Origin of the sequence: Aeromonas sp. YN13HZO-058 (genome assembly GCF_001921245.1) — a bacterium.
Taxonomy (GTDB): Bacteria; Pseudomonadota; Gammaproteobacteria; order Enterobacterales; family Aeromonadaceae; genus Aeromonas; species Aeromonas allosaccharophila.
Genome location: NZ_MQSY01000041.1, coordinates 85,767 through 111,143 on the forward strand (window position 1 = coordinate 85,767; position 25,377 = coordinate 111,143).

Annotated in this window: 21 protein-coding genes, 1 pseudogene and 1 riboswitch; of the genes and pseudogenes, 14 read left to right on the top strand and 8 right to left on the bottom strand. The window is 61.2% G+C overall.

What is annotated here, in order from left to right; translation table 11 throughout:
- Window positions 1-4: 4 nt before the first annotated feature.
- Complete coding sequence (locus tag BSP75_RS09880) at window positions 5-472, bottom strand: DUF4357 domain-containing protein (protein ID WP_042059795.1); 468 nt, start codon at window positions 470-472, stop codon at window positions 5-7.
- Window positions 473-669: 197 nt separating this feature from the next.
- On the opposite strand from BSP75_RS09880, the gene BSP75_RS09885 reads away from it, so the two are divergent.
- The 3 genes from BSP75_RS09885 (at window position 670) to BSP75_RS09895 (ending at window position 5,128) form a co-directional block, all read left to right on the top strand.
- Window positions 670-1,350: an ABC transporter ATP-binding protein gene (locus BSP75_RS09885; RefSeq protein ID WP_075113032.1), complete on the top strand. Its 681-nt coding sequence runs from the start codon at window positions 670-672 to the stop codon at window positions 1,348-1,350.
- 30 nt (window positions 1,351-1,380) lie between these two features.
- Window positions 1,381-3,810 carry an FtsX-like permease family protein gene (locus tag BSP75_RS09890; RefSeq protein WP_075113033.1) on the top strand — a complete coding sequence of 810 codons (2,430 nt, stop codon included), beginning with the start codon at window positions 1,381-1,383 and terminating at the stop codon, window positions 3,808-3,810.
- Between the two features lie 277 nt (window positions 3,811-4,087).
- Window positions 4,088-5,128, top strand: coding sequence for a lipocalin-like domain-containing protein (locus BSP75_RS09895; protein WP_171971588.1), 1,041 nt, complete (start codon window positions 4,088-4,090; stop codon window positions 5,126-5,128).
- 121 nt (window positions 5,129-5,249) lie between these two features.
- Here BSP75_RS09895 and BSP75_RS21990 read toward each other — a convergent pair.
- The 3 genes and pseudogenes from BSP75_RS21990 to BSP75_RS09910 all read right to left on the bottom strand — a co-directional run.
- A pseudogene (locus tag BSP75_RS21990) lies at window positions 5,250-6,008 on the bottom strand (methyl-accepting chemotaxis protein); the annotation flags it as partial.
- 731 nt (window positions 6,009-6,739) lie between these two features.
- Entirely contained in the window at window positions 6,740-7,264 is a 525-nt protein-coding gene (locus BSP75_RS09905; RefSeq protein ID WP_075113035.1) for a PAS domain-containing protein, read from the bottom strand.
- A gap of 306 nt (window positions 7,265-7,570) precedes the next feature.
- Complete coding sequence (locus BSP75_RS09910; protein ID WP_075113036.1) at window positions 7,571-8,362, bottom strand: alpha/beta fold hydrolase; 792 nt, start codon at window positions 8,360-8,362, stop codon at window positions 7,571-7,573.
- Window positions 8,363-8,480: 118 nt separating this feature from the next.
- Between BSP75_RS09910 and BSP75_RS09915 the strand changes: the two genes are divergently transcribed.
- The 3 genes from BSP75_RS09915 to BSP75_RS09925 are packed head-to-tail and all read left to right on the top strand — an operon-like array spanning window position 8,481 to window position 9,742.
- Window positions 8,481-8,864 (top strand): MmcQ/YjbR family DNA-binding protein, encoded by a 384-nt coding sequence (locus BSP75_RS09915; protein WP_075113037.1) that lies wholly within the window; start codon window positions 8,481-8,483, stop codon window positions 8,862-8,864.
- Window positions 8,861-9,349 (top strand): GNAT family N-acetyltransferase, encoded by a 489-nt coding sequence (locus BSP75_RS09920; protein ID WP_075113038.1) that lies wholly within the window; start codon window positions 8,861-8,863, stop codon window positions 9,347-9,349. The genes BSP75_RS09915 and BSP75_RS09920 overlap by 4 nt, the downstream gene beginning before the upstream one ends.
- 57 nt (window positions 9,350-9,406) lie before the next feature.
- Window positions 9,407-9,742 (top strand): DUF3802 family protein, encoded by a 336-nt coding sequence (locus tag BSP75_RS09925; RefSeq protein WP_042063403.1) that lies wholly within the window; start codon window positions 9,407-9,409, stop codon window positions 9,740-9,742.
- Between the two features lie 262 nt (window positions 9,743-10,004).
- On the opposite strand, the gene msrA is transcribed toward BSP75_RS09925, so the two are convergent.
- On the bottom strand, window positions 10,005-10,637 hold the full coding sequence (gene msrA / locus BSP75_RS09930) for a peptide-methionine (S)-S-oxide reductase MsrA (protein ID WP_075113039.1): 633 nt from the start codon (window positions 10,635-10,637) through the stop codon (window positions 10,005-10,007).
- 268 nt (window positions 10,638-10,905) lie between these two features.
- Here msrA and argA point away from each other — a divergent pair, with 268 nt between their 5' ends.
- Together argA and lysC are read left to right on the top strand one after the other, a co-directional pair.
- The gene (gene argA, locus BSP75_RS09935) at window positions 10,906-12,234 is read left to right on the top strand and encodes an amino-acid N-acetyltransferase (RefSeq protein WP_075113040.1); all 1,329 of its coding nucleotides are present in this window, start codon (window positions 10,906-10,908) and stop codon (window positions 12,232-12,234) included.
- A gap of 107 nt (window positions 12,235-12,341) precedes the next feature.
- Window positions 12,342-12,565, top strand: a riboswitch (Lysine riboswitch).
- A gap of 90 nt (window positions 12,566-12,655) precedes the next feature.
- Window positions 12,656-14,008 (top strand): lysine-sensitive aspartokinase 3, encoded by a 1,353-nt coding sequence (lysC, locus tag BSP75_RS09940; protein ID WP_075113041.1) that lies wholly within the window; start codon window positions 12,656-12,658, stop codon window positions 14,006-14,008.
- Between the two features lie 82 nt (window positions 14,009-14,090).
- On the opposite strand, the gene BSP75_RS09945 is transcribed toward lysC, so the two are convergent.
- On the bottom strand, window positions 14,091-15,176 hold the full coding sequence (locus BSP75_RS09945; RefSeq protein ID WP_075113042.1) for a hypothetical protein: 1,086 nt from the start codon (window positions 15,174-15,176) through the stop codon (window positions 14,091-14,093).
- Between the two features lie 255 nt (window positions 15,177-15,431).
- Between BSP75_RS09945 and BSP75_RS09950 the strand changes: the two genes are divergently transcribed.
- Complete coding sequence (locus tag BSP75_RS09950; protein WP_075113043.1) at window positions 15,432-17,687, top strand: alkaline phosphatase family protein; 2,256 nt, start codon at window positions 15,432-15,434, stop codon at window positions 17,685-17,687.
- Window positions 17,688-17,750: 63 nt separating this feature from the next.
- On the opposite strand, the gene BSP75_RS09955 is transcribed toward BSP75_RS09950, so the two are convergent.
- On the bottom strand, window positions 17,751-18,767 hold the full coding sequence (locus BSP75_RS09955) for a S66 peptidase family protein (RefSeq protein ID WP_075113044.1): 1,017 nt from the start codon (window positions 18,765-18,767) through the stop codon (window positions 17,751-17,753).
- 269 nt (window positions 18,768-19,036) lie between these two features.
- Between BSP75_RS09955 and BSP75_RS09960 the strand changes: the two genes are divergently transcribed.
- The 5 genes from BSP75_RS09960 (at window position 19,037) to cysG (ending at window position 24,589) form a co-directional block, all read left to right on the top strand.
- Complete coding sequence (locus tag BSP75_RS09960; protein WP_075113045.1) at window positions 19,037-19,879, top strand: patatin family protein; 843 nt, start codon at window positions 19,037-19,039, stop codon at window positions 19,877-19,879.
- 200 nt (window positions 19,880-20,079) lie between these two features.
- Window positions 20,080-21,138 (top strand): anaerobic sulfite reductase subunit AsrA, encoded by a 1,059-nt coding sequence (gene asrA, locus BSP75_RS09965; RefSeq protein ID WP_075113046.1) that lies wholly within the window; start codon window positions 20,080-20,082, stop codon window positions 21,136-21,138.
- A 1-nt stretch (window position 21,139) separates the two neighbouring features.
- Window positions 21,140-21,979 carry an anaerobic sulfite reductase subunit AsrB gene (gene asrB / locus BSP75_RS09970; RefSeq protein ID WP_075113047.1) on the top strand — a complete coding sequence of 280 codons (840 nt, stop codon included), beginning with the start codon at window positions 21,140-21,142 and terminating at the stop codon, window positions 21,977-21,979.
- An 11-nt stretch (window positions 21,980-21,990) separates the two neighbouring features.
- Window positions 21,991-23,001, top strand: a complete 1,011-nt coding sequence (gene asrC, locus BSP75_RS09975; RefSeq protein ID WP_040066440.1) for a sulfite reductase subunit C — start codon at window positions 21,991-21,993, stop codon at window positions 22,999-23,001.
- 196 nt (window positions 23,002-23,197) lie between these two features.
- Window positions 23,198-24,589: a siroheme synthase CysG gene (gene cysG / locus BSP75_RS09980; RefSeq protein WP_075113048.1), complete on the top strand. Its 1,392-nt coding sequence runs from the start codon at window positions 23,198-23,200 to the stop codon at window positions 24,587-24,589.
- A 114-nt stretch (window positions 24,590-24,703) separates the two neighbouring features.
- Here cysG and BSP75_RS09985 read toward each other — a convergent pair whose 3' ends face one another.
- A complete protein-coding gene (locus tag BSP75_RS09985) occupies window positions 24,704-25,306 on the bottom strand; it encodes a hypothetical protein (RefSeq protein ID WP_075113049.1) in 603 nt (200 codons plus the stop codon).
- Between the last annotated feature and the right edge of the window lie 71 nt (window positions 25,307-25,377).

The window sequence follows — 25,377 nt, forward strand, 5'->3', positions numbered from 1 at the left end:
CGGGTTATTTCTTGCCGAAACCCGACTGCTTGAGGGTATAGCCAGCGCTGTTTTGCCAGGCATCCAGACCGCTGCGGTTATTGCCCGCTACCAGACTGGCGGCCAGGCTCGGGCTGTTGAACAGCTGATCGGCGGTAAAGACAAAGCCGCCCTGACTGCGGGGCACAATGATCCCCTTTTGCAGCAACTCCAGCCGCAGTTCGATCACCGCTTCGCGCAAAGAGGCGGCATCCTCGCCATTGGCGGTGGAACCGGCCAGCACCATAAAGCCCGGATTTTGCCGCTTGCCCACCGGATAACCGTGGGCCTCGGCCCCTTTGCCGTTGAAGTGGTAGAGCTCGCGCTCCCCCGGCCGGTTGTCAGAGAGCGCCTTTTGCAGGGTCATCAGCTCGTTGTAGATCTCGATGGGGACGACGGCAGCCTGCTTGTTGCCCTTGCTATCGATGATAAAACTGACTTGCTTGTGTAACATCCTTGCTCATCCTGTGACCCATGGAAGCCCCTATTCTAACCACCTCGGGCAAGCGGGATCCAGCGAGGATCCACTGCTCTTTTGCCGCCTTGATCACTAACTGGCACTCTTGATCAACCGTAAGGGGTGTTGATCATTACCGGCCGTGCTAGCGTACCACGCATGATGAAAGCCATTGACCATCAAACGGTTACCCCATGCTGACCCTGCGCAACCTTTGCAAGAGCTTCGATAACGGCAGTGAACGACTGCCGTTGTTCCACCATCTCGATCTCGCCCTCCCCGCTGGCGAGATCACCCTGCTGCTGGGCCAAAGCGGCTGCGGCAAGTCGACCCTGCTCAATCTGATCGCCGGGCTGATTGCGCCGGACGAGGGGGAGATCTGGCTGGGGGAGACCCGAATCGACACCCGCTCACCCGACGAACGGGCGCGCCTGCGGGGCCGCCATTTCGGTATCGTCTATCAAGATTTCAACCTGCTGCCGACCCTGAACGTGGCCGAGAATCTGGCCCTGCCGCTGGCCATCAACGGCTTGCCCCCGGATGAAGCCAGGATTGACCAGTTGCTGCAACGGCTCGATATGAGCCACAAGCGCCATGCCTGGCCGGAGCAGCTCTCCGGCGGTCAGCGTCAGCGGGTGGCGCTGGCCCGCGCCCTCATCCATCAGCCCCAGTGGCTGCTCGCCGACGAACCCACCGGCAGCCTAGATGAACACAATGCCGAACAGGTGATGGAGTTAATGATCGCGGCGGTGCGGGGCACCGGCGCAGGCTTGCTGCTGGTGAGCCACAACCCCGCCTATGCCGCGCTGGCCGACAGGGTGCTGCGCCTCGAAGGGGGTCAACTTATCGAACTCAAGGGGCCCCGTCATGACTAAGCGGCGACTGCGTCTGTCGGAGGCTCGCTGATGCTGCCACTCAAAGCGCTGCTGCGCCTCTATCGCAGCCACCCCTGGTTGCTGCTGATGAGTCTGGCCGGGCTGGTATTGGGGGTGTCGCTGATGGTGGCCATCGAGCTGCTCAATCACAGTGCCCGCACCAACTTCGTCGCCGCCCGCAGCCAGCTGGCAGGGGAAGCCAACTACCGGCTGGCCCCCGCTGGCGGGCTGGATGAACAGCTTTACGTGCAACTGGTGACCAGCCAGCCCGCCCTCGATGCCATGCCCCAGCTCCATGGCTGGCTCAAGGATGAAGAGGGGCGCAGCTTTCAACTGCTGGGGATGGATCTCTTCAACCCCGGCCCCCTGCGCCAGCTGTTTGGCGCCCAACTCGCGAGCGAACCCGCCTTCTCCTTAAACCGTGCCGACAGCATCTGGCTGGCGGCCCCTGAGGCAGATCGCCTTGGCTGGCAAGCGGGCCAGAGCCGCCGCTTTGTATTGGGCGGCAGCGATGGCGCAAGCGCCCGCCCCCTGACCCTGACGCTGGCGGGCACCTTCGAACCCGGCGCCGTGCCCATGGAGCGGCTGCTGGTCACCGATATTGGCCTCGCCCAACCGCTGCTGGGCAAAGCGGGTCGGCTCGATCGCATCGTCTTCAAGCTAAGTGACGCCGAGGCTCGCACCCTGCAGGCAGCCCTGCAAACCCGTTACCCTAACCAGCCCCTGTGGCTTGAGCCCATCAGCCCGGCGCTCGATGCCAGCCAGCTTGGCGATGCGCTGGCCCTTAACCTGACGGCGCTGTCATTGCTCGCCATGGCGGTGGGATTGTTTCTGGTGTTCAACGCCCAGCGTTTCGTGCAGAGCGTGCGCCGCCCCCAACTGGCCCAGCTGATCATTCTGGGGATGGGGCCGAGCCGGGTGCTCCGCTGGCTCATCCTGGAGCTACTTATTCTCGCCACTATCGGCACCCTGCTCGGGGTGCTGCTCGGCAGCCTGTTGGCGCTGGCACTAATGGGGCAACTGACCCAGGCGCTGGCCGATCTCTATGGGCCCAACCCCATCGATCTGTTGCGCCTCTCCCCTGTGAGCCTGTTCAAGGCGCTGTTGATCGGGCTGCTCGGCACGCTGGCTGCCAACCTGCCCGGCTGGTGGCAACTGCTGCGCCAATCCCCCCTAGAACTGCGTGCCGGCAGCAGCCGCCCCCCCGCGCACCCGTGGCGACGGCGCGTGCTGGCCATCGCCATCTTGCTGCTGTGCGCCCTCTGCCTGTGGCTGCCGCAAACCGGTCTGACCGGCGCCCTCTTTATCGCCGGAGGCTGGCTGCTGGCCATGGCGCTCTGGCTGCCCGATGCCCTGCGCGGCCTGCTTGGCTGGCTGCGACGGCGCGCGGGCGGCCCCCTCACCGCCCGCCTCGGGGTGGCCGAGACCCTCTATCACCTCGATCGCACCGCCATCGCGGTGATGGCATTGCAGCTGGCCATCGCCGCTGCCATCGGCATCGGAGTCATGGTGTCGAGTTTTCGCTCAAGCGTGGAGATCTGGCTCGGCCAGCGTCTCGCCGCCGATCTCTATGTCACCGCCCCCAAGGGGGTGGCGGGCAACAAGGGCACCTTGAGCGACACGACCCTCGAGTCCCTGCTCGCCAATCCACTGGTGAGCGCCGCCTCGCGCCGCTCGGTTCACCCTGCCCGCTGGCAGGGGCAGCCCATCGAGTGGGCGCAGATGGACTTTATCCCCCAGCTTAAAGCGGCCTATCCGCTGCTGGCCGGACGCTGGCCGACCCGCCCTGACGAGGTGCTGGCGAGCGAACCGCTGACGGTGCGCCTCGGGGTCAAGGTGGGCCAGCAGCTGGCGATCAGCGGCGAGCAGGGGCCAAGGCAGTTCACCGTCACCGGCGTCTATCAGGACTACGGCAGCGACAAGGGGCAACTCCTGCACGCCTTCGAGGCGGGGGCGGTGCAATCCCTCGCCCTGTTTAGCGACGACCCCGAGCAGTTGGCCGACCGCCTGCGCGAGCGCTTTGGCGAGCGGCTCAATCTGCTCTCCGCCCCCGCCATTCACAGCGCGGCGCTCAAGGTGTTTGACCAGACCTTTGTGGTGACCGAGCTATTGAAACTGCTGATCCTCGGCATCGCCTTTGTCGGGATCGGCTCGGCTTTTATGGTGCTGGGGCTGGCGCGCCGTGGCGAGCTGCAAACCTTGCAGAGTCTGGGCTTGAGCCCCCGCCACTGCCGCCAGCTGCTGGTGTGGCAAGGGGCGGGATTGGGGCTACTCACCGCCCTGCTGGCTCTGCCGGTGGGGTATGGCCTCGCCTGGGTGCTGATCGAGGTGGTCAATCCCCGCGCCTTTGGTTGGCGCCTCGCCTTCGAAGCCGCCCCCCTGCATGCGGGCACGGCCCTGTTGCTAGCGCCGGTATGTGGCGCATTGGCCTCCTGGTATGCAGCAAGAAGAGTGGTATGAGCCAACAACCGCGAGATACGCCAGCATGCTGGCTCTCACACCTGATTCGTGGCGCACTGGCCTCCTGGTATGCGGCAAGGAGAGTGGTATGAAATATCGGTTAGCGCACTGGCTCAGCCATGGCTTGACGATCCCATTGACTACTTCCCTATCACCGCCCTTTTTTCAGTGCAGAGAAGAGTACAGTGCGACATTGAACCATCCCCTCTCCCTTCGGGAGAGGGCCAGGGTGAGGGGAAGCTTGTCCTCCTTACGGCTCCTGTGGCTCGCAGCCCTCTTGATCCCGCTTACTGTCATGATTGGCAGCGCGCAGGCCAGTGATCTGGGCGCCCTGCTCGGCGGCGGCAGCGACAGCTTTAAAAAGGTGCTGCCGGGGCAAACCATCCAATTGCCGGAGGATCACGCCGCCCACCCCGATTACCGCTCCGAGTGGTGGTATCTCACCGGCAACCTCAAGGATGAGCAGGGGCGCGAATATGGCATGCAGTGGACCCTGTTTCGCCAAGGGATCGAGCAAGAACTCCGCACCAGCAACCCCTGGCTCACTCCCCAGCTCTGGCTGGCCCAATTTGCCATCACGGATCTCGACCGTGGCAGCCACCAGCAAGATGAACGGGCCAGTCGGCAGGGACCGGGACTGGCGGGAGCCAACGGCGGCCAATATTGGCTCAGGGAGTGGCGACTTGCCTCGCAAGGGGCCGCGCTGTTCCCCGCCACCCTCAAGGTGCAGAGCAAGATTGGCGAGCTGAACCTCACCGTAAATGCCGCCAAGCCGCTGGTGCTGCAAGGCAAAGCCGGTTACAGCGAGAAGAGCCCGGGCAACGCCTCCTTTTACTACTCCTACCCGCGCCTCACTCTTCGCGGCACCCTGACTCGCGATGGCGAGACCCGCACCGTGACCGGACAAGGCTGGTTTGATCACGAATGGAGCAGCTCGGTATTGGCCGAGTGGCAATCAGGCTGGGACTGGTTTTCGCTGCAACTGGCCGATGGCCGCGAGCTGATGCTGTTTCGCCTGCGCACCAAGGCGGGCAGCACCGAGCCAGAAAACCGTTACGGCATTTTGATTGAGCGGAATGGCAGCAGCCGGGTGCTCGCCCCCGACACGATTCGCCTTACGCCGGGCAACACCTGGCGCGGCCCCAAGGGGCAGGATTACCCCATCGAGTGGCAGCTAAACGCCGCCGGGATGACCCTCACCATCAAGGCCCGTCAGCCCAATCAGGCCATGACAGGTCGCTTTGACTACTGGGAGGGGGCGGTAACGGTGGAGGGAGATGCCAAGGGGGTCGGCTATCTGGAGATGACCGGCTACTAAGGTATGGACCCGTATGTCTGCCTAGGTGGTCCACCAGCCCCTTGACACCCCTATTATCCGGTAGCGACCTGTGGTTGACACGATCGCAACAGAGCACTGGCCATTTTTCGCCAAACGGCGGTCAGGTAACACTCTGCTCTTGCACCATACGGTTGAGCAGTTCCATCACCTGCTTGCTCGCGTTCTCGGCACTTTCCATCTCGATCAGAATGGTATGAAGCAACTGGTCATCATGGAGCCAATCACCCCGCGCAGCCACCAGCGCCTTGTTGACTGCGCCATGGACCTGTTGATGTGGTATTTCGAGCTGTTTGAAGCTTGCCAGGGTGCCAAACAGGGCGGCGCCATCCCCCTCGTAATACCAACGGCCAAGGCGGCAATCGGTGTGGCTCACAGCTGAGCCATCAGCACCACGAGCCTCCAGCCCCCGATAGCCGCGCTGCATAAAGATGATGTGATCTAGCTTGAGCAACGAGGCAAAGGCCAAGCCTCTGGCATAGTGCAGATGGCCAATATTGGATTTAGCCCCCTCGGCTACGGCCTCGAAGCTATGCCGAAATCCATCCACGTTGTCACTGATCCGCTGGCTGCGATCCCCCAGCGAGAGCACACTGGAGACGATCTCCTCAATACTGGCTGTCAGCCCCTTGACCACCTCACGGATCTCGTTAGTTGACTGGCGGGTACGTTCAGCCAGCGCCCGCACCTCGTCGGCAACGACGGCAAAGCCACGGCCAACCTCGCCAGCGCGCGCAGCCTCGATAGCCGCATTGAGGGCCAGCAAGTTGGTCTGCGCGGTTATCTCGTTAATCAAATTGACCGTCTCGGTAATCCGGGCACTATCCCCCGCCAGGGTAGTGGCTACCCGTCCGGTATCCTGCATCTCGCGGTTGATGCCTATCAGCTCCTGACTAAGCTCCTCGACCACAGTCATGCTGTGTAACGAAGCATCCAGCCCCTGCTGGGCAGTACCTAGCACTTCTTCAACCTTGTTGCTGAGGGTCAGCAGATCTTCCTGATTGCCCGCCAGATTGTGCCGCAGGTTATGGTTGTTGGTCTGATGCAACTTGTTGAGCAGATCCCCCTGACGGGATAGCTCGGTCGCCTCCTGCATTGCACGCAGAGAGAGGTTGATATTGTCTGCCGTTTTGGAGAACTCCCCCGGCAATCCCTGCTTGAAAGCGTGGCGATAGTAACGTCCCTGACCCGCATGCTCGAAGCAAGAGACCATGTCCTTGATATTGGCCTCGACGATGTCGAGAAAGCCGTTGAGGTTCCAGGCTATCTTGCCGAGCTCGCCAAGCCCCTTGGTTCGCGTGACCCGTACATGGGTCTCACCAGCAGCGGCCTTCACCAGCACGTCATTGATCTGATCCATAACGGCCACCAGTCGCCGCTGTTCACGCAATGCCAGCACGATAAACAGCAAGGCCAGCGCCGGAATGCCCAGGTTAAACCAGGTCATCCCTACCGTACTGATTGAGAAGATGGCCAGCGCAATAACAGAGAGACCGAATACCGTACAGATGAGCAAAAACTTCTGGCTGATAAAGAGGTGCTTTTTGCTGGCACTACTGGTTTTGGAGAGAACAGTAGACATGGGATGACTCCTTAATCCTGTTGCACCAGATTGAGCACAAACTGCTCGTAATCAGTCCCCTGAGTGGCCAGATGTTGCTCCAGCCAGTCCCAGGATTGCTTGGGCACATCACCGACCATGCCCCGCTCTAACTCGCGCATCTTCTGGTAAACAGGCTCTATCGCGGCAATGGACTGACGTGACGGACAACGACGCACCGAGAAGTAACCGATCGCCTTGCCATCACGAAAATCTGGCCTGACATTCGCCAACACCCAGTAATAATCGCCATTGGCAGTCATGTTTTTGACGAGGCCAAAAAATTCCCGATTCTCCTTGAGAAAATGCCAGAGGCCCCAGAAGACACCACGGGGCATATCAGGATGGCGCACGATATTGTGCGGAGCACCCAGCAAGGTCTCTTCTGAAAAATCGCACAGCCGCATGAAGATCTTATTGGAGTAGGTGATCCGCCCTGCCAGATCGGTCTTGGAGACAATCAACTCATCCTGATGGAAAGTGACTTCTCGTTGGGTAGGGGTAATAGTCTGGCGCATCGTTGATATCCCATCCTTAGGTCATTGATAAACAATCTATATCTCAACAAGGTAGCAATACAATATGAAGGAAATGGTTAATTGCTTCACACTCTGCCGGAAAAAATGGCACAACAAATCGATGTCCTGCTATCTCCATATGGCTATCGGCAACCGGGCAAACAAGATGAGCTACGTTATCGGGAATATGACCGATTACGGGGTGTAAAAAGGATGGCAAAAGAGCACCACAGGACAGAGCTGTCCGGTAGCGTGAGGAGAGAACAGACTTGATACACGAACCGATCAAACAGCTCGTGGTGAAGATCAGCCGTGACGGCGGGACAGGGAGTGAATAAACGCCAGCGTACGGCGATTAAACTGCTCCGGCTGCTCCACATTGCAGACATGGCCGCACTGTTCGATCACCGCTAGCGAGGAGCTGGCATCGCGGGCCACCTGTTCGCGCACCGGTGCCAGAAACATATGATCCTCCTCCCCCATCACATAGAGGGTGGGAATGGGCAGGGAGCGTTCGCGGAAATAGCGCATCAGCGGGTTGACCTCGGTGGCGAGGCGGAACCAGCGTTTGAACTCTTTCTGGCAGAGTTTGCGGGCCTCGCGCACAAAAAGGTTGCGCGACTCCTGATGGTGCTGGCGTGGCATGATGATGAAGGCAAACAGCCGGTAAAGCCACATATAGGGCAGGATATGCTGGCCGAGTCGGCCCAGTTGCACCAGCACCCGCGAGCGGATATCGAGCCGCAGGATGGCGCCCCCCAGTACCATGCTTTTCACCCGCTCCGGGCAGAGCTCGGCCAGATGACGAATAAGGATGGTGCCAAGGGAGATGCCGACAAAGTGGGCGCGGCGGATATTGAGATGATCGAGCAGCCGAACGATATCTTCGGTCACTTCCCGAAAGCTGTAGTGGCCCTTGACCACCTGTTGCAACTGGTGGGACTGGCCGTGGCCGCGCAAGTCCAGCAGCAGCACATTGAAGTGTTCACGATAGGCACGCAGCTGCTTGAACCAGATGGAGGAGCTGCCACCAGCACCGTGGACAAACACCACCCAATCCCGCTCAGGACCCAGCTCAAAGGTCTTGTGATACAACATCCAATAGGCTCCCTTGGTGATGGGGGGTATACTCGGCTGCGCGCATATTAACAGAACAGACCCGCCGATAGATATGCGCCTGACATGACCCGGATCACCCCTTGCGCGAGAACCCACCATGGATTTGACCCGTTTGCGCCACTTTCTGCTATCCCTGCCGGGCGCCACCGAAGATACCCCGTTTGGCCCGGAGATCCTGGTCTACCGCATCGCGGGCAAGATGTTCGCGCTGGTAAATTGGCAGGCCGAGCCGCTTACCATCAACCTCAAATGCGAGCCCGAGCTGGCGTTGCTGCTGCGCGAGATCCACCCCGAGGTCAAACCGGGCTGGCATATGAACAAGCAGCACTGGAACACGGTGACGTTAACCGATGCGCTGCCGGACGATCTGTGGCAAGGCTGGGGGCACCACTCCTATGAACGGGTTGTCGCGGGTCTGCCCAAAGCCAAACGGCCACAGGCGCCACACCCCCTCCAACCCACTGACGACCAGACCTTATGACGCCAGCACTTAGTCCAGCACTTTGCATTGTCCCGCTCAGCGAGGCACATATCCCCGCCCTCGTAACCCTGTTTGAGCAGGCGGTGCGACACAGCGGCCCCGAGCACTACAGCGCCGAGCAGGTGGAGCAGTGGGCCCTCGGTTCACAACATCCCGGCTTTGTCAGCCAGTTGCGCGAACACCACGGCTGGGTGGCGGAGCTTGGAAATGTGCCCCTCGGTTTTGTCACTCTGAGCCCCGATGGCCACCTCAGTCTGCTCTATGTGAGCGCCGACCATCAGCGCCAGGGACTGGGCAATCTGCTGCTCACCACGGCGCTGGCGGGGGCCCGAGGGCTCGGTCTGACCCTCATCACCACCGAGGCCAGCGCCTTCAGTTATGAGCTATTTTTACGACATGGCTTTACGTTGACCGGGCTGGAGTGCGTAGAGCGGGGCGGAGTCAGTTTTACGCGCCATCGCCTGCACTGCTGCTTGCCAAGCTAGGGCAAGCCACTAAAATACGCTTAATTTTCGTATTGTTACTGTATTGAGGCAGCAACCATGGTGGTAGAAAGTGAAGGCTATATCTCGCTGATCGAGTATCTGGTGGAGAGTTTGGGATTGTTTGAATCCCAACAGCAGAGCAACGGTGAAGAGACCATCGAAGATCTGGTCAGTGGCCGTGTTGCCAGCAATCTGATGGCTATTTGCGAGCAAAACCCTCAGCTCGATGCCAAGGTACGTTTCGCCATTATGCAGGAGGCCGATGCCGTGGTCGCCGATCTGGAAGAGGTGCTCTCCGCCGTCTGGCTGCGCGCCCCGACCCCGGAACAAAAAGCCTTCCTCATCGAGTTTATTGACCTTATCAAGAACCTGTTCGACAGCGCCATCGGCTGATCTGCCGCTTGGTTCTCCCGCCCAACGCAAGGTTTTCAAAACACGCAGACAGGAAAAGGGCCGCCTTGGTGGGCAGCCCTGCTTGCTATCATTTTCAATCCACCCATGCGTTCATTCATTGGGTGGTTTTCAAGGCAAGAAATGTGTCTGGACTTTGCATCCGATCCCTGGACGCTACCTAGTTAGTCCTGTCAGGTAGCAATAAGTTCCCGCCAGACCTCATTTATTTTCACTTTTTTTAAGAAAACCCCTACAAACCTGTTCAGCGGTTCAGACTCGGCGGCAAACAGACTCCAATGCCACCCAATCCGCAGTAGCCATCCGGATTTTTCTCCAAATATTGCTGATGGTAATCCTCGGCGTAATAGAAGGGGGCCAGCGGCAGAATACGGGTGGTGATGGCACGGCTGTCGCCGCTCGCCGCCATCGCCTGCTGATAGGCCGCCATGCTCTGCTGGGCAATGATCTGCTGGCTCTCGTCACCATAGAAGATCACCGAGCGGTACTGGGTGCCCACATCGCCCCCTTGCCGCATTCCCTGCGCCGGATCGTGCTGCTCCCAGAACAGTCTGAGCAGATCTCCGTAGCTGATCACAGCCGGATCAAACACCACCTGCACCGTCTCGGCATGGCCGGTCAGCCCGCTACACACCTCTTTGTAGGTGGGATTCTGGGTCACGCCGCCCTGATAACCGGCCGCGGTGGAGTAGATTCCCGGCTGCTGCCAGAACAGGCGCTCAACGCCCCAGAAACAGCCCATGCCAAACCAGGCCACCGCCATCCCTTCAGGCCAGGGGCCCTGGGTCGGGTTGCCGTTCACCGCATGCTGCTGACCAATCACCATCGCTTCGCGTCGTCCCGGCAGGGCATCTGCCGGTGAAATAATCTGTTCCATGAATTCTGTCCTTGTATAAAACCCTGTGAAATCACACAGCTGACGAAAAGGAGCATCGAAGATAGCAGTTTATCGCGCCGGATCAACCGGCGGGCCCCTTCCCGCTCGCCCCGTCAGCCATCTGCGCCGCCCTTCACCCGTTCCCGATCCGCTCGACCAAGCCGCCTTTGATAGACCAGCAACAGCCAAAACCAATATTTAGTCTTGATTTGTGAATTAATTTTCATATATTGAGCCAATCGCTGTTTTTTTATGGAAGAAATATCAAGTGCGTGAACGCGAACCCAGTCTGGTCAATGCCTTTCGGCAATCCACCCCCTATGTCAATGTGCATCGGGGTGCCACCTTTGTGCTGATGATGGGGGGAGAAGCCATCTGCCACCCCAACTTCGCCAATATCGTCAGCGATATCGCCCTGCTGCAGACACTGGGCATACGCCTGGTGCTGGTGTTTGGTTCACGTCCGCAAAACGATGAGGCGCTGGCCCGCGCCGGTATCGAGGCCCAGTATCACAAACGGATCCGGGTCACCGATGACGAGAGTTTCACCATCATCAAACAGGTGTGTGGCGGCCTGCAATACGACATCACCGCCCAGCTCTCCATGGGGCTCGCGAACACACCCATGCAGGGGGCGCGGATCAGCGTGGTGAGCGGCAACTTCGTCACCGCCCAGCCGCTCGGTGTGGATGATGGCATCGACTTTTGCCACAGCGGCCGGGTGCGCCGCATCGACGTGGAGGGGATCACCCGCCAGCTCGATCAGAAGAGTCTGGTGCTCATCTCCCCCATCGGCTGTTCGGTCACCGGCGAGAGCTTTAACCTCAGCTCGGAAGAGGTGGCCCGCCGGGTGGCTGTCGATCTCAAGGCAGACAAGCTCATCTGCTTTAGTAGCACCCAGGGGGTCATGGACAGACGCGGCGAAGCCATCTCCGAGCTCTTCCCCGAGCAGGCCGAAGAGCTGCTGGTGGAGCTGGAGCTGGCGGGTGAAGAGATGTCCGGCACCGCCCGCTACCTGCGCGCGGCGATTGCCTCCTGCCGCGGCGGCGTGCCCCGCTCCCATCTGGTGAGCTATCAGGATGATGGCGCCATGCTGCAGGAGCTGTTCAGTCGTGACGGCCTCGGCACCCAGATAGTGCGGGAAAGCGCCGAGCAGGCCCGCGCCGCCACCATCGAGGATATCGGCGGCATTCTCGATCTCATTCGCCCGCTTGAGGAGGAAGGCATTCTGGTGCGCCGCTCCCGCGAGCAGCTGGAGATGGAGATCGACAAGTTCACCATCATCGATCGCGATGGCCTGATCATCGGCTGCGCGGCCCTCTACTGCTTTATGGAAGAGGCGATGGCAGAGATGGCCTGCGTCGCCATCCACCCCGACTACCGCAACTCCAACCGGGGAGATCAGCTGGTGGCCAAGGTGGCCGAGCGGGCCAAGCGGCTCGGCATCCGTCGCCTGTTCGTGCTCACCACCCGCTCCATCCACTGGTTCCGGGAGCGGGGCTTCGATCCGCTGGAAGTGGAAGATCTGCCGGTGGCGCGCCAGCGTCTCTACAACTGGCAGCGCCGTTCCAAGGTTTTGTCAAAGACCATTGCCTAAGCCATTGATTCTGCGTTGATTTAGCCGACAATTTGAACTTTTTCACAAACTCGATTGACAGTGCAATCCAACGCAGGGTATTTCTAAATGCACTCCACCGCCCTGGTGGAGCCAGAAGAGGAGCGCTGCCCAGGCAGCCCAAGGGAGGACGCCAGCGTCCGGTGAACTTGGGTCAGGGGGAGCAGCGCCGAGACGAGTGAGGATACTGGTGACCTCAACGTCGGCTGCGGGGGCTGAATCCCCCGGGTTGTCATCGGTAGTGATCATCCCCCACCGCGCCCTGTCAGGGGCGGTACGGGATGGGCTCTGCAGGTGGAGTGCTTCTGGCCGGGATAGCTTCGTTCATTCCTGCCATTTTCAGCCTCCTCCTCTCTTTTTTGCCCGATGGAACCGGAATTTTAAATTAAGACAGGAGTAAGCAATGAGCCCGATCAATGTCGCCAAGTTTGGCGGAACCAGTGTCGCCAACGCCGCGGCCATGAATCACTGCGCCGATATTGTGCTGGCCAATCCCGCCACCCGGGTGGTGGTACTGAGCGCCAGCGCCGGCGTCACCAACCTGCTGGTCGCCCTGGCACAAGGGGAGCTGGACGAAGCGGGCCGCGACGAGCAGCTGGCCAAACTGGCCGGGATCCAGCAGGCCATTCTGGCCGATCTCGGCAACCCCGTTGATGTGAGCACCCTCATTCATGGCCAGCTGGACGAAATCCGCCTCATGGCCCAGCAAGCACACCAGCATACCGATGCGGAGCTGGCCGATCGCCTCATCGCCTGCGGCGAGCTGATGTCTACCCGTCTCTTTACCGAGCTGCTGCGCCAGCGCGGCGTCAAGGCCCACTGGCAGGATGTGCGCCAACTGATGCGCACCGACAGCCGCTTTGGCAAGGCCACCGTCGATCTGGCTACCACCCGCACTCTCTGCCAGCAGACGCTGGGCCCGCAGCTGGGCGACAGCCTCATCATCACCCAGGGCTTTATCGGTGCCGATGGCGATGGCCGCACCACCACTCTGGGCCGGGGCGGCTCCGATTACAGCGCGGCCCTGTTGGCCGAAGCGCTCGATGCCGGCTCCATCGAGATCTGGACCGACGTGCCCGGCATCTACACCACGGATCCGCGCCTCGTCACCCGGGCCCGCCCCATCCCCGAGATCAGCTTTGTCGAAGCGGCCGAGATGGCCACCTTCGGCGCCAAGGTGCTGCACCCCGCGACCCTGCAACCGGCGGTGCGCCAGAATATTCCGGTGTTTGTCGGCTCTGCCAGGGATCCCGCCGCCGGTGGTACCTGGATCCGCGCCAGCACAGATTCAAGCCCGCTGTTTCGCGCCGTCGCCCTGCGCCGCCAGCAAGTACTGGTGACCCTGCACAGCCTCAACATGTTCCACGCCTACGGCTTTCTGGCCGAAGTGTTCGGCATTCTGGCCCGTCACCGCATCTCGGTCGACCTCATCACCACCTCGGAAGTGAGCGTGTCGCTGACGCTGGATCACACCGGCAGCCAGAGCAACGGCGAGCCGATCCTGAGCGACAAGGTGCTGGCCGAGCTGGGGCAACTCTGCAAGGTAGAGGTGGAAACCGGTCTGGCACTGGTGGCGCTCATCGGCAACCGGATGAGCGAAGTGAACGGCGTAGGCAGTCAGGTCTTTGACGCCCTGCGCGAGCACAACATCCGGATGATCTGCTACGGCGCCAGCGCCCATAACCTCTGCTTCCTGGTCAAGGAGAGCGAAGCGGGCAATATCGTCAATCGCCTCCATCAGGAGTTGCTGGACTGACCCTCACCGCGATGCGGATCCGACCATGCAACAGGGCGCCGACAAGGCGCCCTGTTTATTTGTGTATCACTGACGTATTGGCTCAGGCAAAGCTGGTGGCGGGCAACTGGCAGGCCACGGCTTCGCGGCGCAGTTGCTGCAAGCGGGCCAGCAGCCCAGTCTGGCCAAGCTCCGTCTCTTGAGGTGAGAGATTGTCCACCAGCAGCGGATAGTGATCCGTCACCGCCTGCATCAGCCAGTCGAGACGGCGCAGGGTCAGCGGGCCGCAGCTCTGGCCGCTCAGATCATCGGCCACATCGAGCCGATGGCTGCGATACATGTCCCGCCACCAGTTGGCGATCAGCGCCTCGTCGCTTGCCAGTGCGGCGCTCCACTCCCCCTGCAGGGCGTGCAGGCGGGCCAGCACCGGGGCACTGGCCCCTTCACGGATCAGGTGATGGATCTCCCGTTTCACCCATTTCAGACAAAGCTCGCGCCAGTAGCGAAATTGCGGCAAGGGATCGGCCTCATCGAGCCAAAGCCCTGACAGGGTACGGGTCTCCAGCCGCTCCGGCACATGGAACTGCGGGTCGACCAGACCGTTGGAGTTGTATTCAAAGCGGGGATCGAAGGTCCACATATAGCCAAAATCGAACACGCTGATCTGCTCGCCGTCATCGAGCAGGTTGCCCGGGCTCGGGTCCCAGTCAAACCAGCCCCAGCGGGCCAGCTCCCCCTGCACCTCCAGCATCTGGGCCAGATTGCGTTCGTTGAGCTGATGCACCGGCACGCCCCGCAACCAGGGGGAGACCAGCACTCCGGCCCGCGCCGAGCCAAAGCTGGTGCAGACCACATGGGAGAGGATGGTGGGATGCAGCTCGCGCAGCGCCTCGATTTCACGGCGCCGCTCCAGCTCGGTCAGAAAGGCGGTCTTGCCATCGAGGTTGGCCACCAGCGAATCCTGACGCCGCCGCTTGAGGCACCAGTGATGCCCTTCCACCTTGAGGTGAAACACCTCGGCGGTGAGACCGTGACGATAGACCTTGATCACCGCCGGATGGGTATCCTTCAGTTTGACCAGCTGGGCCAGCGGCAACGGGCAGTCACGCTCGCGTCCGATCCGGATCTCTTCCTTGCTCTCCAGCATGCGCAGCAATCTGGCCTGGCGCGCCATCACCTTAGGATTCATACATGTACCTCCTGTCGCTATTGAGAGACTAAACAGCGCCTTTCTCCCAGGCCAGCGGCAAAACCCCATGATGACGCTTTCATCACATATTCCGTGCAACCCCTCGATCGGGATCACAATTTGCAAGGTTGAACTGTAACCAAATATTCATTGAGTGGTCATTAAATTGACAACCCGGAACAAGGCCCGCACCATCGGGTCAAACTCTATGCGGATGAACGATCTCTCCCTCACTCGCTCAAAGGATGAGCTTATATGAATCGCCCCTCCTCAGGCCGCCACCGCGTCCTGAGTCTGCCCTCTCTGCTGTTGGCCCTGCTGGGCGGATTGCTGCTGCTGACGCTGTTATTGCCGCTGATCAATCCCGGCAGCTGGCTGGGCCGTGCCCAGCCGCTGGTGCTGGGCCCCGCCGACAATCCGCTGGCCACCCTCACCCGCCACGCCCTGCTCTATAAAAGCGACAACCGCGGCCTCTATCTGGTGGTGCGCAGCCAGTGGCAGTTGCGGGGGCCGCTGCAAGCGGGGGACAAGGTACGGGTGGAGCTGCTCAACGACAAGGGGGAGCGGATCGACCAGCTGAGTCAAGCAGTGGATAAACGTCAGGTGTGCCGCAATAACCGCTGCTCGCTGGATCTCAACAGCACCTTGCGCGCCCCGGATGACGCGCTGGCCAGCCGCTATCAGCTGCGCATCGGCCTGCTACTCAAGGATCGCCCCGAGAGCGGCGATTTCAGCCAGATCCTGCAAACCCTGCCGGAGCAGGGCTTCAACCTCACCTATCTGGTGGTGAGCCTGACTCTGGTGCTGGCTCTGAGCGCCGCCGTGCTCAAAACGGTGTTGCCAAAGCTGCGCCGCAGCCTGCGCTGGCGGATCATCGGCAGCCTGCTGCTCGGCAACCTCACCTTCGTGCTGCTGCACGGCTTCGTGGTGTTCAAACTGGGGGAGTTTCTGCTCTGGTCAGGCTTTCGGCCGGAGCACTACTACCTCGCCTGGGGCAGCATGGTGCTGGGCTGGAGCCTCTGCGCGCTGGCGGGCTTCAACCTCTATATGGGGCTGGTCTTTACCGCGCTTTCGGGTATCGGGCTGCTGGCCAACTTTATGAAGATCGCCATCTACGGCATGCCGCTCGGCGGGGATGATTTTGGCAACCTGCTGGCGCTGCTGCGGATCCTGCTCGATCAACATCCCATCCTGCCCATCTTCACCCTCTTGCTGGCACTGTTTCTCTGCTGGCGCTTCGCCCTGTCACGCTGGGTGCTGCGCACTGCCGCCGCCACCGTCGCCTTCTTTGCCCTGTGCGTGTTTGCCACCCAGACCGGCAACAAGCTGCTGGGGGCCAACATTCGTTACGTGGACCGCGCGGTCAACTACCACAGGGACATCATCCGCTCCGGCCCCGGCCTCTATCTGTTCAATCTGGTGGACGAGATGCTGCAAAGCGGCAGCGTGTTTCGCTACCCCTTGCAGATCAACGAGCTGACTCCGCAGTTGAGCCATCCGCCCCAGGGCATTGCGCCGCGCTGGGATCTGGTGATCGTGCTGCAATATGAGTCGCTGATGCTCGACTGGAAGGGGCGGATCTGCGCCCCGGCCCCCACCCTCTCCCTGCCCGCCAGCGTGCAGCAGTGGCACAAGACCATCCACTCCCCCACCACCGGCGGCATGACCGTGCTGGCGGAGTTCGAGATGAACACCGGCCTGCCGGTGGGCTTGCTCAAGCAGGGGGTGGTGCCCTACTACTACCTCTCTGAGCAGGTGCCGGGGCTGGCCCAGAGCGCCAGACAGAGCGGCTATAAGACCCTGTTCGCCCACCCCTATGTAGAGAAATTCTGGGGCCGCGCCAAGGCGATCCCGGCGCTCGGCTACGAGGAGCGCTGGTTCGATACGCGCTTCACCACCCTTGAGCACAAGGGGCTCTATATTTCCGACGATGCGCTGATCGACCATATGCTCAAGCGCAGCGAGCAGGATAACCAGCCGCTGTTTGCCTACGCGGTCACCATGCAGGGGCACGGCCCCTTCGATGGCCCCCGCTATCAGGGGCAGGAGCGCAGCGGCGCCTGCCCGAACCAGAGCGAGAGTGACACCCAGCTGCTCAACACCTACTACACCGGGGTGGTGGATGCCATGGCCTCGCTGGAGCGGCTGCTCAAGACCCTCGACCAGTCGGGCAAGCGCTATCTGGTGGTGGCCTTTGGCGATCACCAGCCGTTTTTGATGTCCGCCGGCAAGGGCATTCACGGTGACAAACCGGCGCGCGATGCCACCTACCAGATCCCCATGATGGCCTTCGCCCGCGCCGATGATCCCCTCAATCTGGCGACCCAGTTTGCGCCGGTGCGCCAGCTCTACCAGATGGGTCAGGCTACCCGCCAACTGCTGGCGGGGGATATCACCCCCATCGAGGACAAACCTCTGCTCCATCCGGTGCTGGGCGAGGAGAAGGGATTCGATCCCTCGAGCTTGGTGCCGCAGATCCGCGCCAGCTTCCGGCCCGATGCCCTGCCCTGATCCCCCCTCGCCAACACCAACAAGGCCGCATCAGCGGCCTTGTTTTTGACATTCATTTCGCACTCATTCTGCTCGCCACCAGGGCTGCAGCAAGGTGATCTGCTGGCGGTCGAGATCGAGCGCCACCTCGATACCCAACGGCAACGTCAGCATGGGGTGGGTATGGGCGCAATCAAACTCCGCCAGAATGGGGAAAGTCGGTTCCCCCACCACCTCCAGCAGGATATCGAGGGGGCGCTTGCCACTGCCCTGATCGTTGAACTGCTCGTGCTTGCCGAGAATAAGGCCGCCGATCCGATCAAACACCCCGCACAGCTTAAGGTGGGCAAAGGAGCGCTCCAGCGTCTCGGCTGATTTCAGGCTGTCCTCGAGCAGCAAAATGTCGCCGTGCTCGATGGCCGGCATATAGGGGGAGCCCCAGCTCCCCGCCATGGTGTTGAGGTTGCCGCCGATCAGCCGTCCCTCAACCCGACCTGAGCCCACCGAGATCAGCCGATTGGGCTGGCACTGCTTGGCCCGGGTCTGGTTCTCCCAGTCCAGCCGTTCATCGCTCCACTGCGCGGGGGTGGGCAACGTGCAGGGGACGCCAGCTTCATCGGCCAATGCAATCTGTAAAAAACTGGCCAGCGTCTCGTCCACCAGCGGCGGCAACTCGCCAAAGGAGGCCACCAGCGCCGGGCCATAAAAAGTAACCAGGCCAGTTTGGGCATGGATGCCGAGCAGCAGCGCCGTCACGTCTGAGTAGCCGACGATGATCTTGGGATCGCGCTTGAGCGCCTCGAAATCGAGGTAGGGCAGCAGGGAGTTGGAGTTGCTGCCGCCAATCACCGACATGATGCAGCGCACTTGCGGGTCGCGAATAAGGGCGTTGAGCTCTTCGGCCCGCGCGGCGATGGAGCCGGATCGCCAGTGATCCTGCTGGCCGGTCAGGCTGCCCGCCTTGAGCCGGAAGCCCTTCCCCTCAAGAAACGCCCTGGCGCGGGCAAAACGGTTGGGGGCCCAGGCGGTCGCCGCGCTGGAGGGGGAGAAAAAAGCGATGGTATCGCCACGTTTGAGCAGCGGGGGAACCAATAACGTCATGACACGCGCATCCTTGCCAACATCCAGCCATTACAGAATCTTTGAGACTCTTACATAACCCCTTTGATCACAACGGGTTTTATCGTTAGCGTTTAGAAATACCAAACACTTGATTCATTATTAACAGATATTCTAAACGCCATCCCCTTCCTAGAATGACCTCATTGCGATGGCCAACACCGGTTGGCTATCAAAGCGGTCGGTCTGACAGCCCGGACGTTTCTCCCCCACTTATCTTTTATCTCTCACTTATCAATGAGGTGCTTGTCATGAATAGAACCGCATCCCCCAGCGCATTGGTTGTAGAAGGCGGTGCCATGCGTGGCATCTTTGCCAGCGGTGTGCTGGATGCGTTTATCGAGCATGACTATCGCCCCTTTGACTTCGCCATCGGCGTCTCGGCAGGGGCCACCAACCTCTTGGCCTACCTCGCCAGCCAGCATGGCCGCAGCCACGACATCCTGACCGAGCTGGCGTGCAGCCAGCAGTTTATGGATCCCCTGCGCTTTGCCAAGGGGGGCAATCTGGTGGATATCCACTGGCTGTGGAACACCAGCTGCCGCAAATACCCCCTCGATATCCATCGCTATCGCGAGACCGGCATCCCCTTTTATGCGGTGGTGACCAATACCCTGACCGGCAAGGCGGAGTACATCCGGGTCAAGCCGGAGAACATGAACGAGGTGCTGCCCGCCAGCTGCGCCATTCCCCTCGCCTCCCACGAATACCCGGAGGTCCATGGGGTACCGATGACAGATGGCGGCGTCGCCGACTCCATCCCGGTGATCGAGGCCTACCGCCGCGGTGCCCGTCATATGACGGTGATCCTCTCCGAGCCCCTTGGCTATCGGCTCAAGCCGATGCCCTTTCCCTGGATGATCCGCACTCTGCTCAAGACCCGCCCCGCGCTGGCACAGGCGCTGGAGCAGCGGGATCACAGCTACAACGAGGCGCTCGATTTTATCGCCAATCCGCCGGAGGACTGCCAGATCGAGGTGATCGCCCCGGCCAACTACTTCCCCGTCTCCCGTTTTACCCGCGATATCAACAAGCTGGAGATGGGATACGTGATGGGCAAGTGCGCAGGCTATCAGGCCGCCCTGCTCAATTGATAAGGGTTTTACAGGCATGACCCGACCTGCCGCGACGCACGCGCCGCCAACACAATAACCATCGGGTCAGTTGAGCAACATGAGTCATAAAAACAGACCGTGGCGAGGCAAGCGCGGCCAGAACCGATGCCAGACATCCTGACCGGCCCGCTCCTCATCCCTATGCCAGGGCATCTCACCCTCATACAAGGTGTTTATTTATGTCGTTTCTTCTCACCCATCCCGCGCTGGCGCAGCTGTTCGAGCGGCTGCTGCCCGATTACCGGATCATGGCGCCCGCGGCCGAATATCGGGGCGGCCGCTTCTCCGACACCGACAACGTCACCTACCACAGCATCCGCCATCCGGCCGATCTGGTGTGGCAGGAGAAGTCCCACTTCTCCCCGAAAGAGGTGGTGCTCCCCATCACCCAGACCTTGTTCCACTTCGACAATCTGGAGCTGCGCGAATCAAAGGTGGAGGCCAAGCCCACCCTGCTGTTCTTGCGCAGCTGTGATATCCACGCTCTGCGCAGGCTGGATCAGGTCTACCTGAAAAATGGCCAGAACAGCGACGTCTACTACGCCCGGCTGCGCAGCAAGCTCAAGCTGGTGCTGCTGGAGTGCCGTGAGAGCTTCGAGAACTGCTTCTGCGTCTCCATGGGCAGCAACGAGACCCAGGACTACGCCGCCGCCATTCGTCTGAGCGATGAGGGGGCCCGCATCGAGGTGAAGGATCCCGAGCTGCTCGGCTACTTTGCCGAACTCGGTGAATCCGACGACTTCACCCCGGAATTTGTCCAGAGCAACCCGGTCAAGGTACGCACTCCGGACAGCATCTGTGACGACCCCCAGCGGATCCGCCAGATCCTCACCGCTCATCCGGTCTGGGCCGAGTATGACAGCCGCTGCATCGGCTGCGGTCGCTGCACCACCTCCTGCCCGACCTGCAGCTGCTACAGCGTGCACGACCTCACCTATGCAGAAAACCCCAAGCAGGGTGAGCGCCGTCGCCAGTGGGCCAGCTGCATGGTGGATGGCTTCAGCGACATGGCCGGTGGCCACGGTTTTCGCGCCAAACATGGCGAGCGCCTGCGTTATCGCGCCCTGCACAAGGTCAACGACTACAAGGCACGTCAGGGGGAGGAGCACATGTGCGTCGGCTGTGGCCGCTGCGACGATCGCTGCCCTCACTACATCTCCTTTAGCAACATCATCAACAAGATGACCGATGTGGTCGAACAGACCATCGCAGCCGACAACGCGCAGGGGGCGAACTGATATGTGCCAGTGCCAGCAAACCGCAACAGCAGAACCGCAGCAGGACGTGGTCGAAAACCGCCTGCTGCCCAAGGCCTACACCATTCTGGCCATCGAGCGTCACACCGAGCTTGAGTGGAACTTTCGGGTCTCCCGCGACTTTGATGTCCACTACGGCCAGTTTGTGGAGATCTCCCTGCCCACCGTCGGCGAAGCGCCTATCTCGGTCTCCGACTATGGCGATGGCTATGTGGACCTGTTGATCCGCAAGGTCGGCAAGGTGACCGATGCGCTGTTTGCCCTCGATGTGGGCGACAAGGTGTGGATGCGCGGCGTCCACGGCAACGGCTATCCGCTGGAGACCTACCGCAACCAGCACCTCATCGTGGTGGCGGGCGGCACCGGCGTCGCCCCGGTCAAGGGGCTGCTGCGCCGCTTCAGCAAACATCCGGAAGAGGTGAAATCCCTCGACATGATCCTCGGCTTCAAGAACGAGCAGGCGGTGCTCTATCGCCACGAGATGCCGCTCTGGGCCGAGCAGCAGAACCTCATCGTCACCCTGGACGAGGGCAAGGAGAGCGAGCAGTTTCACATCGGCCGGGTCACCGACTACATCGACCAGCTGGATCTCGCTGACAAGGAGGATATCCAGGTGATCGTGGTCGGCCCCCCCATCATGATCCGCTTCGTGGTGCTCGCCTTCCTCGAGCGGGGCATCCCCAAGGATCGCATCTGGGTCGACTACGAACGCCGCATGGCCTGCGCCGTGGGCAAATGCGGCCACTGCCGGATGGGCGACACCTATATCTGCGTGGATGGACCGGTCTTTCGTTTTGACCAGGCCCAGCATCTGATCGACTGAGGGAGAACACCATGAGTCTCGATATCGACATCATCAAGGCCCGCGCCAAGAACGAATACCGCCTCTCCAAGGTGCGCGGCGAAGCGATGATCAGCGTACGCATTCCCGGCGGGATCATGCCCGCCCACCTGCTGGCAGTGGCCCAGCAGATCGCCGAACAGTATGGCAACGGCCTGATCCACCTCACCACCCGCCAGAAGCTGGCGATGCCCGGCATCAAGTATCAGGACATGGACAAGGTCAACGCCGCCCTCGAACCCTTTATCAAGGAGATCGAGGTGGAGACCTGCGGCATCGAGGTAGAGGACACCACAGCCGGTTACCAGACCATCGGCGGGCGCAATATCGTCGCCTGTCAGGGCAACACCATCTGCCAGAAGGGCAATATCGACTGTACCGGGCTGGCCCAGCGGATGGAGAAACACCTCTACCCCAACCCCTACCACCTCAAGATGGTGATCGCTGGCTGCCCCAACGACTGCGCCAAGGCCAACATGGCCGACTTCGGCATCCTCGGCATCGCCAAAATCCACTTCAATGCCGAGCGCTGTATCGGCTGCGGCGCCTGCGTCAAGGCGTGCAGCCACCACGCGGTAGATTGCCTCGCCATCAAGCATGGCAAGGCGGTCAAGGAGGAGAGCAAGTGCATCGGCTGTGGCGAGTGCGTGCTGGCCTGCCCGACCCTGGCCTGGCAGCGGGATCCCAAGCAGCTCTATATGGTCAAGCTGGGGGGACGCACCAGCAAGAAGACCCCTCGTACCGGCAAGCTGTTCCTCAACTGGGTCACCGAAGAGGTGCTGCACGCGGTGATCAAGAACCTGTTCGAGTTCGAGGCCGAGATGCTGGATGGCAAGCCCATCTACCTGCACATGGGTCACCTTATCGACCGGGCCGGTTATCACAAGTTCAAGGAGCGGGTGCTGCGCGGCGTCACCCTCAATCCGGAAGCCATGGTCGCTGACCGCATCTTCTGGGCCGAAGATCAGTACGTCGCCAACATGCACGTCAAAGCGGTGCAATAGAAAAACCTCGTTTGGGGAAGCGTGATCAAGTGGCCGACACCGGTGGGGATCTGTCGTTGGCCCGGGCGTCGATCACCCTTCCCCTTTTTTATTCCCGTCGGGGGACCGTTCCCCCGACCATCCGGGGTGCGTCACGGCGCGCCCTGCTATCTCGCCCGGCGCGGCATTGCGAGCGGGCCAGCATCCGGAGCCTGTTATGGACTTTCTCCCTCTCTTCTGTCAGCTGCAAAACAAGCCGGTACTGATCGTCGGCGGCGGTGAGGTGGCGGTGCGCAAGGCGCGCCTGCTGCTCGATGCCAAGGCGAAGATCACCATCAATGCCCCGCACCTGGAACCCCAGCTGATGAGCTGGGCCGAGCAGGGGCGCCTGACCATCTGCGCCGCCGGTTTTCATCCCGAACTGCTCGATGGCAAGTGGCTGGTGATCGCCGCCACCAACCAGCCAGAGGTCAACCATCAGGTCTTTCACGAGGCAAGCCTGCGCCAGATCTTCTGCAACGTGGTGGACTCTCCGGCCCACTGCAGCGCCATCATGCCCGCCATCATCGACCGATCGCCGCTGATGGTGGCCATCTCCAGCGCAGGCGCGGCGCCGGTACTGAGCCGCCAGCTGCGGGAAAAACTCGAAGCCATGCTGCCGCAACACCTCGGCCAGTTGGCAACGCTGGCCGGAAAGCTGCGCGAGCGAGTAAAGGCCATACCGGACAAGCTGGCCCGCCGCCGCTTCTGGGAACGGCTCTTTAGCCACGATCGCCTCGCCCTCCAGCTGGCGCGCGGCCAACAGCAGGCTGCCGAACAGAGCGTCGCCGAGCTGCTCAATGAGCCGCTGCAGAGCAAAGGGAGCGTCACCCTGGTGGGAGCCGGCCCCGGCGATGCGGGGCTGCTTACCCTAAGCGGTCTGCAGCAGCTGCAACAGGCAGATGTGGTGGTCTATGACCGGCTGGTCTCGCAGGAGGTGCTGGCACTTGTTCGCCGGGATGCCGAGCGGATTTTTGTCGGCAAGGAGGCGGGCCGCCACTGTGTGCCCCAGCAGGCGATCAACCAGCTGTTGCTGGAGCAGGCTCGCCTAGGCAAACAGGTGGTACGGCTCAAGGGGGGCGATCCCTTTATCTTTGGCCGGGGCGGCGAGGAGCTGGAGACTTTGGCCGAGGCAGGCATCCCCTTCTCGGTAGTGCCGGGCATCACCGCGGCCTCGGGTTGCGCCGCCTACAGCGGCATTCCCCTCACCCACCGCGATCACGCCCAGCGGGTACAGTTCATCACCGGCCACGACAAGGAGGGCAATATCGCCCAGGAGTGGTCGGCGCTGGCCGCGCCTCACCAGACCCTGGTGTTCTACATGGGGTTGGCCCACGCCGCCCGCATTCAGGATGAGCTGCAAACCCACGGCATGCCCGGCCACACCCCGGTGGCGCTGGTGGAGCAAGGCACCCAGCTCAGTCAGCGGGTGGTGCGCGGCGAGCTGCAACAGCTGGCCGCACTGGCTCGTCAGGTGAAGAGCCCGAGCCTGATCATCATCGGCTCTGTGGTGACCCTCGCCGACAAGTTGGACTGGTATGGGGAGGCCAACACCCTCACCGGGGTCTGATCCGGCAGACGTGTCCAAGGGGCAGGCTAATACCCTCCAGAGACAAAAAGCAGACACCGGGCAACCGGTGTCTGCTTTTTTCATCAACAGGATAAGCGCTAAACCACGCGCCCGTTACTCCAGCGTGATGGGGCCGGTGTTCTGGGCATCGCTGTCATTCCAGTCACTCTCATAACGAATGCGCGGATCCCCCTGCAAGGTATAGAGAATGGTACCCTGACGAAACTGCAGCGCACCATCGGCCCGCTTGGCCTTCACCTTGACCCCGTTGACCCACACCTGCTCCTTGCCATCCACCTGAATGTTGGCCACGATGGCACCGGTCTCGCTATTTTTGGCGGTCCATTTGCCCTGATAAGGGGAATCCCCTTTGGCCATCGGCAGCGCAGCCGCCTTGCCAGCAGACCAGGCGCTGACCGTACAGATGCCGTTGGCGCGTTTGTCATGCTTGATGGCGTAATCGACGCTGGGTTCGCTGGTCGCGGAGTCAGAGGTGATGCCGATCATGATTTTGCCGCTCTGGGCGGTATAGGCGGTCGGCGCATCGGTTTTCAGCGTGGCCTTCTTGCCATTGATAAAGACATTGCCCCCTTGCGCCTTGACCTGAATATTCATCGGGCAGCTGGCGGTAAAGTTGGGAACGGCCGCGACGGCACTACCGGCATAAGCGGCGATGGCCAGCGTGATAACAGTCAACAGAGCAGATTTTTTGTGCATCTTGATACGCCTTCAAGAAAGAGTGATTCATGCAAAATGGGGGTCATCCGTGATGAGGTGTCGTCCTGATG

Bases quoted from the DNA above. Each gene is read 5' to 3' on its own strand.
- BSP75_RS09925 (WP_042063403.1), top strand. From the start codon at position 9,407: ATGGTGGTAGAAAGTGAAGGCTATATCTCGCTGATCGAGTATCTGGTG.
- BSP75_RS09945 (WP_075113042.1), bottom strand. From the start codon at position 15,176: ATGAATCCTAAGGTGATGGCGCGCCAGGCCAGATTGCTGCGCATGCTG.
- BSP75_RS09880 (WP_042059795.1), bottom strand. From the start codon at position 472: ATGTTACACAAGCAAGTCAGTTTTATCATCGATAGCAAGGGCAACAAG.
- BSP75_RS09910 (WP_075113036.1), bottom strand. From the start codon at position 8,362: ATGTTGTATCACAAGACCTTTGAGCTGGGTCCTGAGCGGGATTGGGTG.
- asrB (WP_075113047.1), top strand. From the start codon at position 21,140: ATGTGCCAGTGCCAGCAAACCGCAACAGCAGAACCGCAGCAGGACGTG.
- BSP75_RS09955 (WP_075113044.1), bottom strand. From the start codon at position 18,767: ATGACGTTATTGGTTCCCCCGCTGCTCAAACGTGGCGATACCATCGCT.
- BSP75_RS09915 (WP_075113037.1), top strand. From the start codon at position 8,481: ATGGATTTGACCCGTTTGCGCCACTTTCTGCTATCCCTGCCGGGCGCC.
- BSP75_RS09890 (WP_075113033.1), top strand. From the start codon at position 1,381: ATGCTGCCACTCAAAGCGCTGCTGCGCCTCTATCGCAGCCACCCCTGG.
- BSP75_RS09960 (WP_075113045.1), top strand. From the start codon at position 19,037: ATGAATAGAACCGCATCCCCCAGCGCATTGGTTGTAGAAGGCGGTGCC.
- BSP75_RS09920 (WP_075113038.1), top strand. From the start codon at position 8,861: ATGACGCCAGCACTTAGTCCAGCACTTTGCATTGTCCCGCTCAGCGAG.
- cysG (WP_075113048.1), top strand. From the start codon at position 23,198: ATGGACTTTCTCCCTCTCTTCTGTCAGCTGCAAAACAAGCCGGTACTG.
- asrA (WP_075113046.1), top strand. From the start codon at position 20,080: ATGTCGTTTCTTCTCACCCATCCCGCGCTGGCGCAGCTGTTCGAGCGG.
- lysC (WP_075113041.1), top strand. From the start codon at position 12,656: ATGAGCCCGATCAATGTCGCCAAGTTTGGCGGAACCAGTGTCGCCAAC.
- BSP75_RS09885 (WP_075113032.1), top strand. From the start codon at position 670: ATGCTGACCCTGCGCAACCTTTGCAAGAGCTTCGATAACGGCAGTGAA.
- msrA (WP_075113039.1), bottom strand. From the start codon at position 10,637: ATGGAACAGATTATTTCACCGGCAGATGCCCTGCCGGGACGACGCGAA.
- asrC (WP_040066440.1), top strand. From the start codon at position 21,991: ATGAGTCTCGATATCGACATCATCAAGGCCCGCGCCAAGAACGAATAC.
- BSP75_RS09905 (WP_075113035.1), bottom strand. From the start codon at position 7,264: ATGCGCCAGACTATTACCCCTACCCAACGAGAAGTCACTTTCCATCAG.
- BSP75_RS09985 (WP_075113049.1), bottom strand. From the start codon at position 25,306: ATGCACAAAAAATCTGCTCTGTTGACTGTTATCACGCTGGCCATCGCC.
- BSP75_RS09950 (WP_075113043.1), top strand. From the start codon at position 15,432: ATGAATCGCCCCTCCTCAGGCCGCCACCGCGTCCTGAGTCTGCCCTCT.